16 protein-coding genes are annotated in these 16550 nt (G+C 65.9%); 6 read left to right on the forward strand and 10 right to left on the reverse strand.

Annotated features, from left to right (window positions below; genetic code table 11):
- The 3 genes from ABLA28_RS06045 to ABLA28_RS06055 all read left to right on the forward strand — a co-directional run.
- Positions 1 to 884: ABC transporter ATP-binding protein (locus ABLA28_RS06045; protein ID WP_347712912.1), on the forward strand; the 884-nt coding region annotated here is incomplete at its 5' end.
- A 358-nt stretch (positions 885 to 1242) separates the two neighbouring features.
- The gene (locus ABLA28_RS06050) at positions 1243 to 2307 is read left to right on the forward strand and encodes an extracellular solute-binding protein (protein ID WP_347712913.1); all 1065 of its coding nucleotides are present in this window, start codon (positions 1243 to 1245) and stop codon (positions 2305 to 2307) included.
- Positions 2308 to 2310: 3 nt separating this feature from the next.
- Positions 2311 to 3138, forward strand: coding sequence for an ABC transporter permease subunit (locus tag ABLA28_RS06055; protein WP_299302539.1), 828 nt, complete (start codon positions 2311 to 2313; stop codon positions 3136 to 3138).
- A gap of 54 nt (positions 3139 to 3192) precedes the next feature.
- Here ABLA28_RS06055 and panB read toward each other — a convergent pair whose 3' ends face one another.
- Both panB and ABLA28_RS06065 read right to left on the reverse strand, forming a co-directional pair.
- Positions 3193 to 4053, reverse strand: coding sequence for a 3-methyl-2-oxobutanoate hydroxymethyltransferase (gene panB / locus ABLA28_RS06060; protein ID WP_299302536.1), 861 nt, complete (start codon positions 4051 to 4053; stop codon positions 3193 to 3195).
- A 62-nt stretch (positions 4054 to 4115) separates the two neighbouring features.
- On the reverse strand, positions 4116 to 4625 hold the full coding sequence (locus ABLA28_RS06065; RefSeq protein WP_347712914.1) for a nitroreductase family protein: 510 nt from the start codon (positions 4623 to 4625) through the stop codon (positions 4116 to 4118).
- A 174-nt stretch (positions 4626 to 4799) separates the two neighbouring features.
- Here ABLA28_RS06065 and ABLA28_RS06070 point away from each other — a divergent pair, with 174 nt between their 5' ends.
- Positions 4800 to 5060, forward strand: coding sequence for a hypothetical protein (locus tag ABLA28_RS06070; protein WP_299302530.1), 261 nt, complete (start codon positions 4800 to 4802; stop codon positions 5058 to 5060).
- Between the two features lie 128 nt (positions 5061 to 5188).
- Here the strand turns inward: ABLA28_RS06070 and ABLA28_RS06075 are convergent, their stop codons facing one another.
- The 4 genes from ABLA28_RS06075 to ABLA28_RS06090 form a co-directional block, all read right to left on the reverse strand.
- On the reverse strand, positions 5189 to 5893 hold the full coding sequence (locus ABLA28_RS06075) for a hypothetical protein (protein WP_347712915.1): 705 nt from the start codon (positions 5891 to 5893) through the stop codon (positions 5189 to 5191).
- A gap of 35 nt (positions 5894 to 5928) precedes the next feature.
- Positions 5929 to 7494: a S8 family serine peptidase gene (locus ABLA28_RS06080; RefSeq protein ID WP_347712916.1), complete on the reverse strand. Its 1566-nt coding sequence runs from the start codon at positions 7492 to 7494 to the stop codon at positions 5929 to 5931.
- 207 nt (positions 7495 to 7701) lie between these two features.
- Positions 7702 to 9042, reverse strand: a complete 1341-nt coding sequence (locus tag ABLA28_RS06085; protein WP_347712917.1) for an FAD-dependent oxidoreductase — start codon at positions 9040 to 9042, stop codon at positions 7702 to 7704.
- A gap of 352 nt (positions 9043 to 9394) precedes the next feature.
- Positions 9395 to 9586: a hypothetical protein gene (locus ABLA28_RS06090; protein ID WP_314716704.1), complete on the reverse strand. Its 192-nt coding sequence runs from the start codon at positions 9584 to 9586 to the stop codon at positions 9395 to 9397.
- Positions 9587 to 9732: 146 nt separating this feature from the next.
- On the opposite strand from ABLA28_RS06090, the gene ABLA28_RS06095 reads away from it, so the two are divergent.
- The gene (locus tag ABLA28_RS06095; RefSeq protein WP_347712918.1) at positions 9733 to 10125 is read left to right on the forward strand and encodes a hypothetical protein; all 393 of its coding nucleotides are present in this window, start codon (positions 9733 to 9735) and stop codon (positions 10123 to 10125) included.
- Between the two features lie 10 nt (positions 10126 to 10135).
- On the opposite strand, the gene ABLA28_RS06100 is transcribed toward ABLA28_RS06095, so the two are convergent.
- From ABLA28_RS06100 to ABLA28_RS06115, 4 genes are read right to left on the reverse strand one after another with little or no spacing between them, the layout of a single operon-like run.
- Complete coding sequence (locus ABLA28_RS06100; RefSeq protein ID WP_347712919.1) at positions 10136 to 11155, reverse strand: DnaJ domain-containing protein; 1020 nt, start codon at positions 11153 to 11155, stop codon at positions 10136 to 10138.
- 32 nt (positions 11156 to 11187) lie between these two features.
- Positions 11188 to 12756: an Hsp70 family protein gene (locus ABLA28_RS06105; protein WP_347712920.1), complete on the reverse strand. Its 1569-nt coding sequence runs from the start codon at positions 12754 to 12756 to the stop codon at positions 11188 to 11190.
- A complete protein-coding gene (locus ABLA28_RS06110; protein ID WP_347712921.1) occupies positions 12744 to 14093 on the reverse strand; it encodes a MiaB/RimO family radical SAM methylthiotransferase in 1350 nt (449 codons plus the stop codon). Before ABLA28_RS06110 ends, ABLA28_RS06105 begins: the two co-directional genes overlap by 13 nt.
- Positions 14057 to 14992 carry a 50S ribosomal protein L11 methyltransferase gene (locus tag ABLA28_RS06115; protein ID WP_347712922.1) on the reverse strand — a complete coding sequence of 312 codons (936 nt, stop codon included), beginning with the start codon at positions 14990 to 14992 and terminating at the stop codon, positions 14057 to 14059. Before ABLA28_RS06115 ends, ABLA28_RS06110 begins: the two co-directional genes overlap by 37 nt.
- Before the next feature lie 303 nt (positions 14993 to 15295).
- On the opposite strand from ABLA28_RS06115, the gene ABLA28_RS06120 reads away from it, so the two are divergent.
- The gene (locus ABLA28_RS06120; RefSeq protein ID WP_347712923.1) at positions 15296 to 16315 is read left to right on the forward strand and encodes a type I phosphomannose isomerase catalytic subunit; all 1020 of its coding nucleotides are present in this window, start codon (positions 15296 to 15298) and stop codon (positions 16313 to 16315) included.
- Positions 16316 to 16550 lie beyond the last annotated feature (235 nt).

Consider the following 16550-nt stretch of genomic DNA (forward strand, 5'->3'; position numbering starts at 1 on the left):
AGGGGATCGTCCGCATCGGCGGCGCCGACATGGACGGCGTACCGCCCAATCGGCGCCGCGTGGGCATCGTCTTTCAAAACTACGCCCTGTTCCCCAACATGACGCTGGCCGAGAACGTCGCCTTCGGGATGAAGGCTCAGAAACGGCCGGAAGCCGATATCCGCCGCCGAGTGTCCGAGCTGCTGGAAATGGTGGGGATGTCCGACCGGGCAGATGCCCTGCCGCGCCAACTCTCGGGCGGACAGCAGCAGCGCATCGCCCTGGCCCGGGCTCTGGCGATCGAGCCCAGGGTTCTGCTGCTGGACGAGCCCCTGTCGGCCCTCGACGCCAAGGTGCGCAACGCACTGCGGTTCGAGATCAAGCGCATTCAGCGCGAGAGCGGCATCACCATGCTCTACGTCACGCATGACCAGGAGGAGGCGCTCTCCATCTCGGACCGGGTCGGCCTGATGAACCGGGGCAGGCTGGAACAGGTCGGCACACCGCTCGAACTCTACAGCGCCCCCAGCTCCCTCTTCGCGGCCGACTTCATCGGCGTAAACAACATCCTGAGAGGGACATGGGACGGCGCAGGCAGCTTTACGTGGAACGGACGCGTGCTGCGCGCCGGCGGAAACGTTCCGGCCGGCCCCGCAACCCTGACGATCCGGCCGGAGCATCTGTCTCCGGCCGATGCGGAGGACGCGAGCGACAATGTCCTGGAGGGCGTCGTTCAGGGAAAGATCTTTCTGGGGCCTGTGACACGCGTGGCCTGCAGCATCGGAGAAGAGACGCTGCTGATGGATCTGCTGAGCACCGACGGCGATCGACTGGGCTCCGGGCAAGCGCTGCGGGTGTGCTTCTCGGTCAAAGAGGCACACCTCCTGCCGGACGCGGCGCTTTAGGGAAGCGCTGATTAAAACAAAAACGCATATTTCACCGAGAATAAATATGCAAAACATCTATAGGCGAAAATCTCCAGCGCTTCCCTAAAAACTAACATGGGGGCTTCGCCCCCAATCCCCCACGCCGCTATCCTGAGACTGATCGGCCCGCAAGCGAAGCGAGCGGCTGCCGGAAGGCTCCCCTCTGGGGATAGCGGCGGCCCCGGCAAGCTCTCTCCTCGAAAACAGGCAAGCTGGGGTTCCACAGGGGGGGTTCATGGATTAAATCAGCGCTTCCCTAGGAGCATATTTTCGGTGTTTTACGTGGGGCTTTCCCCACATCATCTTTTTCTTTCAAGGTTTAAGGAGGTCTCTTGGAGTGAGAAAGTTTCTGATTGCATTGTCCCTGGTTTTGGTCCTGGCGTCCGCCGGCATGGCGGCCGAGCTGTACGCGGGCGAGGAGGCCCTGGCGGCGGCGGCCAAGGCGGAGAAGGGCCTGAACAGCTACGACACGGGCCCGACCTGGGCCAACTGGCAGGCGCTCTTCGAGGGATTCGAGAAGCGCTACGGGATCGAGATCGCCTTCAACGACCTGGGCAGCGGGGCCACGGTCGTACGTCTGGACAAGGAACGCAACAACCCGCAGGGCGACACGGCCTACTACTTCATGCCCTCCGGTGCGGAGGCCGGAAAGCGCGGCCTTACCGAGCCCTTCAAGCCGATCCATTTCGATCGTATCCCCGATATCCTGAAGGACCCCGAGGGCAAATGGTTCTGCATCCATAAAATGACCGTCTGTTTCGCCGTCAACAAGAACCTGGTAAAGGAGACTCCCCGAAGCTGGGCCGATCTCCTGAAACCGGAATACGCCAAGTCCATCGTCTATCTCGACCCGCGCACAGCCGGCATCGGCTACGCCATCGTCCTCTCCAGCATCCACGCCCAGGGCGGCGACCTGGACCACCCCGAGGCGGGCATCGACTACCTGGCGAAACTCCAGCAGAGCGGCAACATCCGCATGATCGAGAAGACCACCGAGTTCGACAAGTTCGTCAAGGGCGAGATCCCGATCTGGATCACCTACGACGCCAACGCCTACCGCGCCAAGTACATCGCGGAGCTGGGCGACGCCGTGGACATCGTCATCCCCGAGGAGGGCAGCGTGACCGCCCCCTACGCGATCAGCCTGGTGAAGGACGCGCCCAACCCCAACGCGGGCAAGCTGTGGCTGAACTACATCCTCTCGGACGAGGGGCAGGGGCTCTTCGCCAAGGGTTTCGTACGCCCAATCCTGCCCAATTTCGAGTTCCCCGAGGAGGTCCGTTCCAAGTTCCTCCCCGCCGCGGACTACGAGCGCGCCAAGGACCTTGACTGGGTGAAGGCGGCAGAGGTCCAGAAGACGCTCGCCTCGCTCTGGGGGTCCAAGGTCCTCGGGGAAGACTAGGCGTTGGAAAACCGAAAGTATCTCTATTTGTTGCTGTTGCCTGTGGCGGCCGTGCTGATCTGTTTTCTGGCATGGCCGCTGCTGCTGGTCGTCTGGGAGAGCCTCTTCGTAGAGGGCAGGCTCTCCTACGGCAACTACCTGTCACTCTTCGTCCGAAAGTTGTACCGGGAGTCGCTCTGCACCAGCCTGGGGCTTTCGGTCTCCACGGCGGTGCTCGGAACGGCCCTGGGCCTGCCGATCTCCTACGTCATCCACAGGAGCCGCAGGGCCAAGGGATTCTTGATGGCCCTGACCTCCGTCCCCCTTACCTTCAGCGGGCTGGTCGTGGGCTTTGCCTTCATCGTCCTCCTGGGAACAAGCGGCTTCCTCACCCTGCTCCTGAAGCGTGCCTTCGGGATCGAGCCCCTGGAGTTTTCCGCATTCCTCTTCACTTGGCGCGGGCTGATCGTGGCTTACCTCTATTTTCTGATCCCTAGGACGATCCTGACCCTGACCGTGGCGTGGAGCAATATGGACTGGAGCCTGATCGAGGCGGCACAAAGCCTCGGCGCCGGACGCAGCACGATCCTGCTCAGGGTGCTGCTTCCCATGTTGCTGCCCTCGCTCCTCTCCGGCTCCTCACTGCTCTTTGCCGTGAGCATGGGGGCCTTCGGAACCGCATTCGCCCTGACGGGAACGTCCGTGAAGATCCTGCCCATGGTCATCTACACGCAGGTCTCCGACATGTCGACGGACATCGCCCAGGCAGACGCTCTGGCCGTCGTCCTGACCCTGGTTACCACAGGGGTTATCGTGCTCTACGAGCGCTTTTTCCGTCCCGCGGGGACATAATTCCCCCCGTTACAAACGGGGGGCAGACTCATGCCCCCCGCACCGCCGCCATCCTCACTTCTTCTCGTACTCCTTCAGCATGGCGGCGTACTCCGCCTCGCAGCCCTTGCGGATGTGGTACACGTAATCGTCGTTCGGGAACTTCCCCGTCCTCACGTCCTCCGCGTAGGCCTTGAACGCGTTCGTGATCACCTCCGCGATGTTCGCGTACTTCTTCACGAACTTCGGCGTGAACGCCTGGAACTGGCCCAGCATGTCCCCGCAGATGATGAGCTGCCCGTCGCACGGCCAGCCCGCTCCGATGGAATACACCGGGATGGAGAGGCGTTTCGTGATGAACTCCGTCAGCTCCGGCGGGATGCCCTCCACCAGGAGCGCGTAGGCCCCAGCGCGCTCCACCGCGAGCGCGTCCTCGATCACGTAGCGGGCCGAATCCGGCGTCACGCCCTGCGCCTTGAACCCGCCCATCGGGCCGGAGCTCTGCGGCGTCAGGCCGATGTGTCCGCACACCAGCACCCCGCTGTCCGCGATGGCCTTGATGCGGCTCTCCACGCGCACCCCGCCCTCCAGCTTGACGGCATCGACATCCGCCTCCTTGAAGAAGCGCACCGCGTTCTCCACGGCCTGCTCGTCCGAGACCTGATACGAGCCGAACGGCATGTCGCCCATCACGAAGGTGTTCGGCGCTCCCCGACGGACGGCCTTGCAGTGGCTGATGCAGTCCTCCATCGTCACGGGGATCGTGCCCGGGTAGCCCAGCACCACCATGCCCAGGGAGTCGCCCACCAGGATCATGTCCAGGCCCGCCGCCTCCGCGAACATCGCCGTCGGGAAGTCGTAGGCCGTGATCCACGTCACCTTCTCCCCGTTCTTCTTCATCTCCAGAAACTCCAGGCGCCCCTTCTTCTTTGCCATGACGAACTCTCCTTTCTCTCGTTCAGGGATTCAGCTCCTGAGATTTCAATACAGCAACCGCCTCAGCGATAATGCACCTTCGATTGATCCAGCTTCGAGAGGTCGTAGTCTTCCTTCGTCTCGTCCTTGTAGCCGACGGCCAGAAGGCACAGGACGGAGAGGCGCTCGGGGATGTCCAGCATCCGCCTCGCCGCATCCTCGGCCGTCCCCTCCCCGCAGGGACGCCTTCGGACCTGAATCCAGCAGCATCCCAGACCCAGGGCCTCCGCCTCGAGAAAAATCTGCGTGGCGGCGATGGAGGCGTCCTCCTCCCAGACGTCGCTGACGGCGGGATCGGCCGTCACGGCTACCGCCAGAGCGGCGGTCCTCAGGGCATCCCCGCCCGCGTCGCGGCAGTCCGCAAGCCGCGCAACCACCGCCCGGTCCCGGACGAAGAAAAGCTCTACGGGCTTTCTGTTCTTGGCCGACGGGGCCAGAAGCCCCGCGTGGACCAGCGCCTTGACCTGCGGATCGCTCAAAACGCCGCTTGTAAACTTCCGAATGCTCCTGCGCCGTTCCAGAAGTTCCAGCATGGGTCCTCATCCTTTCGTTTTCGGAATATTTACAGGGCCATTATCCATTATACCCAAAATCCCCCCGCACAGGCCGCAGGGGTATCTTTTTGTTGTGGGAACCGGGGATATCTGATAAAATTCGCTGGACCCGTCTTATCCGGGACGGTGTTTCACAGCAGGGAGGGATATTCCGTGAACATCAACAGTTTCGACAGGCTGGGGCAGGCCGGGGCCGCCATGATGCAGGACTCCGTCAACCGGGCCGCGGCGGTGGCCGCGTCCGTGAGCTCGGGCGGCATGGACGTCATGGACATCGCGAAGTCGTCCGTCGAGCTCAGCCAGGCAAAGGTCCAGATGGCCATGGGCGCCTTTCTCATCCGCACCCAGGAGGAGCTCATGAACTCCACCCTTCAGCTTTTTGGCGTGGGGAAGAACCACAACGCGAAGTACTGAACCCCGGCAGACACGCCAGGGGCTCCGGCGCCGAGCGCACCAAGGTCTCCGGAGTATAAGGGCGGCGTCGGCCAATCGGCCGGCGCCGCCTCGCCTTCACACCCTCTCGCAGACAGGACCCCGAGCCCCTACTTCTTCGGCTTCGGTTTTGCGGGGGCCTTCTGCTTCTTTACCTGGGACTTCGGCACCTGAACCTTCTTATCCGCGGAGACCGCCCCGTCCCCCTTCGGTTTCTCCACCGCGTGCACCTCATGGTTCTTCGGTTCCTGGGCCTTCTTATCCGCGGAGACCGCCCCGTCCCCCTTCGGCTTCTCCACCGCGCGCACCTCATGGTTCTTCGGCTCCTGGGCCTTCTTATCCGCGGAGACCGACCCGCTCCCCTTCAGCTTCTCCATCGCGCGCACCTCGTGGTTCTTCGGTTCCTGGGCCTTCTTATCCGCGGAGACCGACCCGCTCCCCTTCGGCTTTCCCATCACGCGCATCTCATGATTGGGTGAGGCGGCCAGCACCTCGGGACGCTTCTTCAGCGCCTCGACCAGCTGCTCCGTCGTCTGCTTGTCGGAGGCGAAAAGGGCGAACACCGTCCCCCCCGCGGCGGAGAGGCTCCCGTAGACGTTCACGACGCGCGCGCCCACGCCGTGGGCGACCTCCGCCACATAGATCCGGCCCTCCACGCTCGCGAGGGCCTCCTCGGTCAGGGGATCCGCCAACCCATTTTTGAGCACGACCATCGCCTCGCCCCGCGCCGCAGAAGCGCCCGCAAAGGCGGCAGGACAGGCCGCCAACAGCACGGACAGCAGGATAACCGCAATTTTGCCTCTCTCCAACAACATCATCATCTCCAATCCTTTTCATACCTCACACTACTTTACGCTCGGCGGCGCAGCGCCGAAAGCGCCAAAACAGCCAACATCCAGGCCCCGGCCCCCGCCGCGTCGCAGCCCCCTCCGGACTTCCGGGCCCGACTTCGAGAGGGGGGCCGGTCAGGCTGCGGCTTGGGGCCCAAGTCGGTGCTCGTCGCCTCCAGGATGTCCAGCGCTTTTTTCACGTCCAGGTAGCCGTATTGAGAGAGCTTCGCGCCGCCCGAGTTCGTCCGCGCCGTCGCAGCCGGGTTCCGGCTGCCGTCCGCACCCTTCAGCAGGGCATCCTTGATCTGGGACGCCGTGGCGTTCGGGTAGCGGCCCGCCAGCAGCGCAACGGCCCCGGCGACGTGCGGGACCGCCATGGACGTGCCGGACATCTCTCCATACCAGGTTCCGAAGGGTACGTTTCCGTTGTTGGCATCCGGAAAAACCGTGCCGAGGATGCGCACGCCCGGAGCCACGAGCGAGACGGCCGTCGGGCTCCAGTTCGAGAAGGACGCCGCCCCGCCGTTGGACGCCGCCGCACCAACGACGATCAGGTTCTTCAGCCCCGTGAAGGACGCGGGATAGCAGTATTGTCCCCTCCGGAACACGGGATCGGCGGGATCTCTGGGGTCGTCGTAGGGCGCGGGCCTGCCCACCTCCAGCCCCTCGTTTCCCGCCGCGACGACGATCACCGTCCGGTCCAGGTCGTCCAGAATCTTGTAGGCGCGCCAATAGGCACTCGACTGAACCGCGCTCGGCGCTGCGCTCACGTATCCCCCCAGGGAGAGGTTGAGCGCGGCGACCTTCATCTGCGGGTTCGAGCGAAGGAGGGAGACCAGGTAGTTGAGAGCCTCCACGGTCCAGGAGTCCGGTCCGGAGCCATCCGCACCCATGATCCGCAGCACGATCAACCGCGTCGTCCAGCTCACCCCCGCGACGCCCAGGCCGTTGTCCCCCACGGCTCCGATCGTCCCCGCAACGTGCGTCCCGTGCCCATGGACGTCCATATAGTCCGAACGATCGACGGCGGCGCCCTCCGCCCGCGCGAAATTCCGGCTGAGCCCCGTATCCAGGTTCGGCTGCAGGTCCTCGTGGGCGGCGTAGATTCCCGTGTCCGCCACCGCGACGTACACGTCCGTGCTGCCCGTCGTGGCATCCCACGCCTCGGGAGCGCGGATGGCCGCCAGTCCCCAAAGCTCCCCCGAGACATACCGGGGATCGTTGGGCTCCCGCATGATCCGGGAGATGCGGTTGGGAGATGCCGCGAGCACGTCGCCCCTCGCCCTCAGGTCCTCCACCAGCTGCTCCGCTGTCTTGGTCTCGGAACGGACCAGAGCGAAGACGCCGTCGCCGGCCTCGGACAGGGCTCCGTAGGCCTGGGCCACCCGTGCTCCGGAGGCCGCCGCCAGCGCCGCCAGCCGGAACGATTCCGACCCGCGCTCCACGGACGCCGCCGTCACGCCGTCGCCGGGCGCCTTCCTGAAGACCACCAGCGCCTCGCCCGGGACGTACGATGCGGCCAGGGCCGGCGGAACGAACGCGGCGCACAGGAGGGCCGCCAGAAGGAAAGTCGTCTTCTTTGCCATGCCTTCAATCATCCTTTTCATCAAATTTTCCCTATCGAGCTTCCCCTATCGCGTTTTCCCCCGCGATACCGCCTCGGAACGGGGCGGGACCAAGCATGGAAAAGCGCCCTCCGAAAACGAGGGCGCCTTCATTCTACATCTTGGACGGTTCTGCTCCATGGGGAGAAATCCCGTTTTTTTCGGCCTTCCCTCCTCCGGCTCCCCTCCCTACTCCGGGGGCAGGGCCTGGAGCGCAACCGAGTTGAGGTAGTTCCACGGCTTGTTGTAGTGCGGCTGGAAGAAGAAGTCCACAAACGCCAGGTCCTCCACCGTCATCCCGTTCTGGATGCAGACGGACAGCGTGTTGATCGACTGGGTGAGGTCCTCCTTCGACCGGACCTGCGCGCCCAGGATGCGCAGCGTCTTTCGCTCGTAAACCAGCTTGAGGTAGAAGGGCTCCGTGGTGGGCATGAACTCCGGACGGTAGTTGTCCTTCAGGACGGAGACCGCGTAATCGAGTCCCAGCTCCTTGGCCACCAGCTCGGTCAGGCCGGTGCTGGCGATGTTCCAATCGTAGATCTTGATGCCGGACGTCCCCTGGGTGCCCCGGTGCCGGGTCGTGGGGGCCTTGAGGTTCCGCGCGGCCAGCGTCCCCATACGGACGGCGTTCGTGGCCAGCGGGATGTAGGCGTACTGGCGGGAGGCGTTGTTGTAGACCGCGCAGCAGTCCCCGGCGGCGAACACGTCGGGGTGCGAGGTGCGCATGTACTCGTCCACGCGGAGCGCCCCGTTCGGGAGCATCTCCAGCTTCCCCTTGAAGAGCGCCGTCTGGGGACGGAAGCCGACGCACAGGATCGCCAGGTCCGCGTCGAACTCCCCGTCCGTCGTGACGACCCTGGCGACCCTTCCGTGCCCGTCGTCCACGAACCGCTTCACCGTCCGGCCGAAGGCCAGCTTCACGCCCTTCTCGACGTAGAGCTTTTCGATCACGTCGATCACGTCGGGGTCCAGATAGCGCGGCAGCACCTGCGCCATCTGGTCGATGAAGGTCACGGACTTGCCCTGGGTCTCGAAGGCCTCCACCAGCTCCGTGCCGATGTATCCCGCGCCGATGACCGCGACGCTGCGGGCGCTCCCGCACCGCTTCACGATCTCCATGGCATGGGCGTAATTCTTGCAGAGCAGGACGTTCTCCAGCTTCACGTTCTCGATGGGCGGCTCGACGGGCCAGGAGCCGGAGGTGACGATCAGCTTGTCGAAGGTGTCCTCGAAGTCCTTCCCCGACTCCAGGTCGCGGACCCTCAGCTTTTTACCCGTCAGGTCGACCTCCGTGACCTCGTGCCTCATGCAGGTTTTGACGCCGAGCTCCGCGAGCTTTTCGGGCGAGCAGTAGAACAGCCCGGCGGGATCCTTCACCACCCCCTGCACGTGCAGCGCGATGCCGCACGAAAGGAAGGAGATGTTGTCGTTCCTCTCATAGACAGTGACCTGCGCGTCCCTGTGCAGCGCCACCGTGTTCAGTACCGCCGCCGTGCCGGCATGCGTACAGCCCAAAACAACAACCTTCATCATCCGAGCCTCCTCCGAATGGGTCGAGGGGGGTTCCTTCCCCCCCTCACTCTTTCTCCTTCGTACCGCGAGCGTTAAGGAAACGCTGATTTAATCCATGGAGCTCCCCGGTGGTACCCCAGCTTGCCTATTTTTGAAGACACTTGCCGGGGCCGCCGCTATCCCCAGAGGGGAGCCTTCCGGCAACCGCTCGCTTCGCTTGCGGGCCGGTCAGTCTCACGATAGCGGCGTGGGGGGTTGGGGGCGAAGCCCCCATGTCAATTTTTAGGGAAGCGCTGGAGATTTTTGCCCATAGATGTTTTGCATATTTATCCTTGATGAAATATGCGTTTTCGTTTTAATCAGCGCTTCCCTAAGCGTACTGCTCCACCTTGTCGTGGACGACGACCAGCGAGTTGAAGTCCTCGATCTGCGGGCGGGGGATGATGACGGGCTCCTTGACGTGCTCGTAGTTGACGTTTTCACGGCGGACCGCAAACCCACGTTCCAAACGGTCCGTGAAGCCCTCGACGTTGACGATGGTGTTCGTCTGCACGATGCGCATGGCTCAAGCCTCCCTGCCTGAACGAAATAGCCCCTCTTTTCGGGGCGAAGCCACTTTCATAAAGAGATTTTATCTGATTTTTATTGTACAATTAGAGCATAAGCCTGTAAAGAAGCTACAGGAAAAGAAGGGAGTACGGGTACGCCATGAGGACAAGGCTGATGCGGTTGGGCGCTGCCATCGCTCTGGCCGCGGCAATGAGCTTTTCGTGCGTGGCCGATTCGAGCGCCGCGATAAACAGGAACAAGCAGAAATACCTCAAAAAGAACCTCCCGCCGCTGGGATGGGAGTATCAGGCCGGCTACACGCTCTGGCGCCTCGAGAGAGGGCTGGCCGCCACCCCGCAGACGTGGCGGAGATACGTTCGGGAGAAGAAATGGAGCCAGCAAAGGGGAAAGGAAAGCGCAGCGGACAAGCTGATCCTGAAATCCCTCGACTGGACCACTGAGGAGCTGGCCGCCCTCCTGGCCGAGCTCGAGGAGACGGTCTCATTCCAGCCCGCGGGCACGGAGACCGTAAAAACGGAGCCGGCTCCCTGAGGGGCGCCGGCTAACCTTCGTTCCTCCGGGTCAGGACGCGGCTCCAGACCCGGACGGCCGGGGAAGGGTGCTCCCAAAGCGCCTCCAGGCGCTCTCGAAACCGGTGCGCGGCCATCGGGAAACGTTGTTTCATGGCGCAGAGCAGCGGTACCAGCACGCGCTCGTCGTCCTGATCCAACAGGCGCAGCAGGACCTTGTCCGAGGGGGAGACGCCCCCGGGCCAATACCGCAACAGCAGGGCCGCGCCGCCGGCCTTCGCCCGACCCAGATAGCGGTCCATGAGGCCCGGGTCCGGCTCTATCCCCATCCTCAGACCGAGGAGGGCGGAGAGCAGAGGGTCCGGCATGTCCCCGGCGCGGCACGCCGATTCCTCCGCCAGGCGCCTTCGGCACTCGGGCCTCAGCGGAAGGCCCGCGACCAGCCGGGCCGTCCGGTCGTCGATCTCGTGGCGGCGCAGGAGCTCGCCGACGGCCCGCAGGACCTCCTCCCGATTCGCCAGGGTCCCAAGGCGTCCCAGGGCGAGGTATCGCACGGCGGCGACCGGAGAGGCCAGCCGGACCAGGAGCTCGCCGAGGAATCCACGGTCCGCCTCCTTCTCCACCTGCGCCCAGTGCGCGGAGAGGGCCCTTTCGTAACGGTCCAGAACGCGGCCGACGCGTTCGTCCCGCATCCGGCTGCGGCGTTCCTCCTCCCGACGCTCGGCCTCCCGCACGGCCTTGGCCTCCGCCTGGACGCGTTCGGCACGCCTGCGGTACCAGGCGAGGGGGTCGGGCCAGGGGCGCCGGGCCGGCTGCCGAACGGAGGCCCCGGAGGGACAGCGTTTCAGTTCCTCGGCGGACAGCCCCTTCAAAAACGTGTAGGCCCCGGTGATCTCCTGAAAGCGGTACGATCCCTGACGGCCCGTCACGTCCGGGTGGCAGGTGCGCGCAAGCCGCCGGAACGCCGACCGCACGTCCGCGGCCGTCGCCCCGGGGGCGAGCCCCAACACCCTCAAGCTGTACACGACCTCTGCCGAAAGATTCACGTTCACGTCAACCTCTGCTCGTCGAAACATCGACAAAATCAGGATACCGCAGTTTCCAAATCCTTCACCAGTTCCTCGATCAACTCCGCCGTCCCGGCGTCGAAGGGCATGCCCTCGGCCCGGCGCACCAGGGCGTGCAGCCGATCCTGCTGCTCCTCCGAGAGCGCGGTCTCCAGCGCGGCGAGGGTCAGCTTCAGCTCCCGAAGGCGCTGTACCTCCCCGGCGGCCTCGTCTTCATGCGGCCTGCCCGGGGAGGGCAAGAGCAGCGGGATCTCCACGCGTTCGCCCGTCCCGCGGCGGAGCTCCGCCGCAAGGCATCCGGATGCCGAGACCTCGCAGCAGAGACGAAGCGTCTCGCCCTCCAGGACCTCCAGCTCCAGGGAGGCCAGACGCAGCCCCTCGGTCCTCAGCTCGTTGGGCGACTGGCGCAGTTCCAGGACCGAGCGGCCGGATCGGCCCACCCTCAGCTCCACCGACGACCGCACGGGAAGGGTGGAGTTCTCCGGCAGGACCCGCAGGGCCGCCCCCTCCCAGAGCACCGTGAGCTCCCCGGACAGGATGTCCAGCAGCAGGCGCTCCCGCCCCGAGCGGGTGTAGAGCGCCGCACCGCGCACCACGGCGTCCTCGGCACAGAGGCTCAGGCGTTCCGGCCGGGCCACCTCCCGCTCCAGGACCTCGCGCAGCAGGGGTATCCGGCTGGAGCCGCCGACCAGAAGCAGGTGGTCGGGGCCGTGCCGTTCCCAGAGCCGACGTACGATGTGGACGAGGCGGCGGATCGGGAAGCGCATCAGGCGCTCCAGCTCCTCTCGCCGGACCGTCAGAGGGGGCAGAGCCCGTCCCTCCAGGGGGGGCGGCGTCCAGTCGAGGGTGAGACACTCGGAGAGGGCGACCTTCACCCGCTCCGCCTCCATCACCAGGGCGCGCCAGCGTGGGTCCGTGGAGGGCAGAGGGGCCAGCAGCAGACGTTCCCGCAGCCAGTCCGCGAGGGCCAGGTCGAAGTCGTACCCTCCGATCCCGTCACTGCCGACGCTCTCCAGCACCTGCCACACCCCCTCGCCGCTCTCGACGACGGAGAGGTCCACGGTCCCGGCACCGAAGTCCAAAACCAGAAAACGGCCCTCCCGCCCGAAGGAGAGCGCGGCCGCGGTCGGCTCCGCCACAATTCGGGCCTCGTGCAGCCCGGCCGCGTCCGCGGCCCGGACCATGGCCTCCCTCTGAGCCAGGGAAAAACAGGCGGGGACCGCCAGGACGCAGGAGGAGACGAAGACCCCCAGGTGCGCCTCCGCGTCCTCCCTGAGGGCGGAGAGCAGCGGGACGAGCAAATCGTGCGCCGCATGACCTCTCCCATCCAGAACCGCCCGAAAGGGGCTGCCCACCCGGCGCTTGACGTCCCACCAGACGTCCTCGGAACCGTTCAGGGCCATCCGCACCGCGTCCTCCCCCACGTGCCATTCCCCGTCCCACCCCACGACGGACGGGGTCGAGAGGGAACCCCATCGGTTCCTTATCGCCTCCACGGCCCCCAGCTCGTTCACGTAGGAGCAGAGGGCATTGCGCGTGCCCAGATCGATGCCGATGGAGACGGACTCGGACTTCATACGCGACATCCTCTGAGCTCCCCCCCCGACGCGGAATCGATGCGGAGCCGGACGGAGCGCCCGACCTCCGCCCCGCCCTCCCAGGCCGCCGGCAGGAAGTGCGGCGTGTAGCCGCTGCAGCGTCCCCCCTCGGGCAGGACCGGGAGGGTCCGACCGACGAAGCGGGCGGCGTAGGCGTCCAGGAGCTCGTTCCCCAGCGCCGCGGCCTCGGCGGCACGGGCGGAGAGCGCGGCGGGGCTCACCCGGCCCTCGAACGACGCGGCCGGGGTGCCCCGGCGCGGCGAGTAGGGAAAGACGTGGGCGCGCCCAATCCCCGCACGACGCATCAGCCGCAGCGTATTCCCGAAGGCGCTTTCGTCCTCGCCGGGGAACCCCACCAGGACGTCGCTGCTGATGTGAAGGTCGTCTCCCAGACGTTCACGCGCCCGCGAACAGACCTGGGCGAAGTCATCGGCCGTATAGCCGCGGCGCATTCGGCTCAGGACCCCGTCGTCCCCGCTCTGGAGCGGAAGGTGCAGGTGCGGGCAGAAGACGGGGCTCTCCCCCAGGGCCTCCAGGAGGGCATCCGAGAGCGCGAAGGGCTCCAGGGACCCCAGGCGCAGCCGCTCCAGCCCCGGCAGGGCCGAGAGTGCGCGCACCAGCTCCGCGAGGGACGAACCCGTATCCCGTCCGTACATGCCCAGATGGATCCCCGTCAGGACGATCTCCCTGCACCCGGCGTCCAGAAGGCGCCGGGCCTCGTCCATCGTACGGTCCGCGGGCCGGCTCACGGAACGGCCCCGCAGGAACGGAATGACGCAGTAGGAGCAGAAATGATCGCACCCCTCCTGCACTTTCAGGAAGGCGCGCGTGTGGAACACCGGACGCGCAACGGGAAGCTCCTCCCACCTCCGGTCCCGGAGCAGATCGGAGCGGAGGTCGCGGAAGGCCCGGCCGTCCCGGACCATGGCCTCGAGGGCGTCGGTCAGCTCGCCCTTCCTCCGGTTGCCGACCAGGATGTCGGCGCCCAGCTCCCGGGCCTCGTCCGCCGCGGCCCCCTGCGCCCAGCAGCCGCACACGGCGACGACCCCGGCCTCCCCGACGGTCCGGCGGGCGCGCCGTACCGCCTGCCGACACTTGCGGTCCGCCTCCGCCGTTACGGAACAGCTGACGATCACCGCGGCGGAGCAACCCTTCGGGTCCCGCGTCACGAGGGCTCCGCGCGCCTCCAGGTCCCCTGCCAGGAAGTCCCCCTCGCAGAGGTTCGAGCGGCATCCCAGGACGTGCACCCAGACGGACCGACCCCTCAGGTCCGGGGATTGAACCGCGTTCACGCCCGCCGTGCGGGCCGGGCCCGGCAGCCCCACCAGTCCCCCAGGCGCAGCTCCCGCTCCACGGTCAGCCCTGCCGCGGGAAGGGCGGAGAGGAAGGTCTCCCGCTCGGACAGCGTCATCCCGGAGAAAATTGCGGCCCCCGTCGGCTTCAGCACGCGCAGCACATCCGGCAGCAGGGCCAGGTTCGGCTCCAGGAGGATGTTGGCCGTCAGCAGGTCGGCGTCCGCCTCCACGCCCTTCAGGAGGTCCCCTGCAGCCAGGTCGCAGAGGATGGGGGGCAGGCCGTTCAGCTCCATGTTGCGCCGCACCTCGCCGAGCGTCGCCGGGTCCAGGTCGCGAGCCACGGCGTGCGCGGCCCCCAGCTTCAGCGCGGCGATGAAGAGGATGCCGGTGCCCGTCCCGACGTCGACGATCGTATCGTCCTTACGCACGGCCTCCTCCAGAAGCTCGAGCGCGATGCGCGTGCTCTCGTGATAGCCGGTCCCGAAGGCGGAGGCCGGGTAGATGAGGATCGGAGTCCGCCCCTCGGGCGCGGAGTCCCTGTGCCATGGGGCCATGACGACGAGCTCACGCCCCGCCTCGAGCGGAGGGAAGGCCTCCAGGTGCTGCGTGTGCCAGGGGCGGTCCTCCACCTTGCCGTGCGCGCGCAGCGCGATGCCGGGGAAGTCGGCCAGCAGTTTCCTCAGCTCCGCGAGCAGGGCGCCGATCTCCCGGGAGCTGCGGTAGGCCGCCCGCAGCACCAGCCCGCTCCCCTCCTCGACAAGCTCCGACCCCATGGCCCCGGAGAGCGCAGCGAGGTCGAACAGGCGCTCCTCCGTCCACGCGGGGTTTTTGTTCCCGTCCCCGCCGCTCTCCGCCTCGAACTCGACGCTCCACCAGAAACCGGGGCCGCCGTCGGGCTGCGGGGCTCCGTACAGGTCGTCAGAAGGCAAACCGATCACTCCCAAACATTTCGGGCACGCCGGAGGAATCCGCAGCGGACCCTTTTTCATATTTACATCCACATTCTATTTTACTACGGGCGAAGAAGCGGAGGGCGCGATGCCATCGGAGGCCCTACGTTCAAGCCCCCGGACAGCCTTTCGCGGCGGCGGTGTACTTTCCCGCCGTCCTGAGGTAGGATGACAGGTGTGAAATGACAGGCATGAACACGGACTGTCCTGGGAACACCACGTCCCCGGCGCGGGATCGCGGACCCGGCACAAGGTCCCGCACGAGAAAAAGGAGGCTGCGGCATGGAACCCTTTACGCTGACCCCCGCCTGCAAGGATTACCTCTGGGGCGGGAGGCGTCTGAAGGACGATTGGGGAATGAGGACCGACCTCGAAACGGTCGCGGAGATCTGGGAGCTGTCCGCCCACCCTGCCGGGGACGGCGTCGTTGCCGACGGTCCCTGGGGGGGGCACCCGTTCTCGAAGGCCGTTCGGACACACCCGGAGATCGTTTCCCACCGACACGGGCCGGATGATCCCTTTCCCCTGCTGGTGAAGCTCATCGACGCCCGGCTCCCTCTCTCCGTCCAGGTCCACCCGGACGACGCCTACGCCGCCCGCGTCGAGCACGGCTCGGGCAAGACGGAGATGTGGCTCGTCCTGGACCACGAACCCGGTGCGTTTCTCTATGTGGGGTTCGAGCGGGAGCTCACAAGGGAGGAGCTGGAGCGCCGCATCGGGGACGGAAGCCTGACCGACGTGCTTCACAGGGTGGAGGTGCGAAAGGGCGACCGTTTTTTCATCCCCGCGGGCACAATCCACGCCATCGGGGGCGGCATCCTGATCGCCGAGGTGCAGCAGAGTTCCGACCTCACCTACCGCGTCTTCGACTACGGCCGGACGGGGCCGGACGGGAGACCCCGCCCGCTCCACGTAGCTCAGGCGCTCGACGTCATGCGCCCGATCCCGGCCGGCTTCGCCGTTCCAGGGGCATCCCCCGCGCATCCCGTTCCGGGCGGCACCCTGGAGCGTCTTGCCGATTGCCCCTGTTTTCGGGCGGAGATCCTGGACCTCTCCGGACGTTGGGAGCGCGCCGCGGACGGGGACACGTTCCACTCCCTGCTCTGCCTGGACGGGACGGCCGCGCTCCGCGCCGGCTCCGCCGTATTGAGCGCCCGGAAGGGGGCCAGCCTCTTCGTCCCGGCCGACGCGGGCCCCTTTGTCCTGGAGGGTGCAGGCCGGTTCCTGATCACATCCCTGGGAGACCGGGAAAAAGGGCTTCACCAGAGCTGGCCGTCCGCTTATAAACCTCATTCACGGTAACCGGGACAGGTGCCCCCTGCACAGGATAGGAGAGCGGATTCGCCATAACGTGCTCCGTGTCCGAGAGGGATGGAAACCCCCGAAGAACATCCCGAACTGATGCCGGTTCCTCCGCCCTTGAAGCCTTCCTTAGTGGGATAGAAACTTGTCTGTGGAGGACGCGTAGCGGTCCCCGTCGTTCCTTGAAACCTCCTCGTAGAATAAGTAACGTGGAAGTGATACCAGGGCTGGTAAA

Source organism: uncultured Fretibacterium sp. (assembly GCF_963544685.1).
Taxonomy (GTDB): domain Bacteria; phylum Synergistota; class Synergistia; order Synergistales; family Aminobacteriaceae; genus CAJPSE01.

What these genes read in the sequence shown, in the direction of transcription:
- ABLA28_RS06120 (WP_347712923.1), top strand. Translation starts at nt 15,296, where the DNA reads ATGGAACCCTTTACGCTGACCCCCGCCTGCAAGGATTACCTCTGGGGC.
- panB (WP_299302536.1), bottom strand. Translation starts at nt 4,053, where the DNA reads ATGGCAAAGAAGAAGGGGCGCCTGGAGTTTCTGGAGATGAAGAAGAAC.
- ABLA28_RS06065 (WP_347712914.1), bottom strand. Translation starts at nt 4,625, where the DNA reads ATGCTGGAACTTCTGGAACGGCGCAGGAGCATTCGGAAGTTTACAAGC.
- ABLA28_RS06090 (WP_314716704.1), bottom strand. Translation starts at nt 9,586, where the DNA reads ATGCGCATCGTGCAGACGAACACCATCGTCAACGTCGAGGGCTTCACG.
- ABLA28_RS06095 (WP_347712918.1), top strand. Translation starts at nt 9,733, where the DNA reads ATGAGGACAAGGCTGATGCGGTTGGGCGCTGCCATCGCTCTGGCCGCG.
- ABLA28_RS06085 (WP_347712917.1), bottom strand. Translation starts at nt 9,042, where the DNA reads ATGAAGGTTGTTGTTTTGGGCTGTACGCATGCCGGCACGGCGGCGGTA.
- ABLA28_RS06080 (WP_347712916.1), bottom strand. Translation starts at nt 7,494, where the DNA reads ATGGCAAAGAAGACGACTTTCCTTCTGGCGGCCCTCCTGTGCGCCGCG.
- ABLA28_RS06075 (WP_347712915.1), bottom strand. Translation starts at nt 5,893, where the DNA reads ATGTTGTTGGAGAGAGGCAAAATTGCGGTTATCCTGCTGTCCGTGCTG.
- ABLA28_RS06105 (WP_347712920.1), bottom strand. Translation starts at nt 12,756, where the DNA reads ATGTCGCGTATGAAGTCCGAGTCCGTCTCCATCGGCATCGATCTGGGC.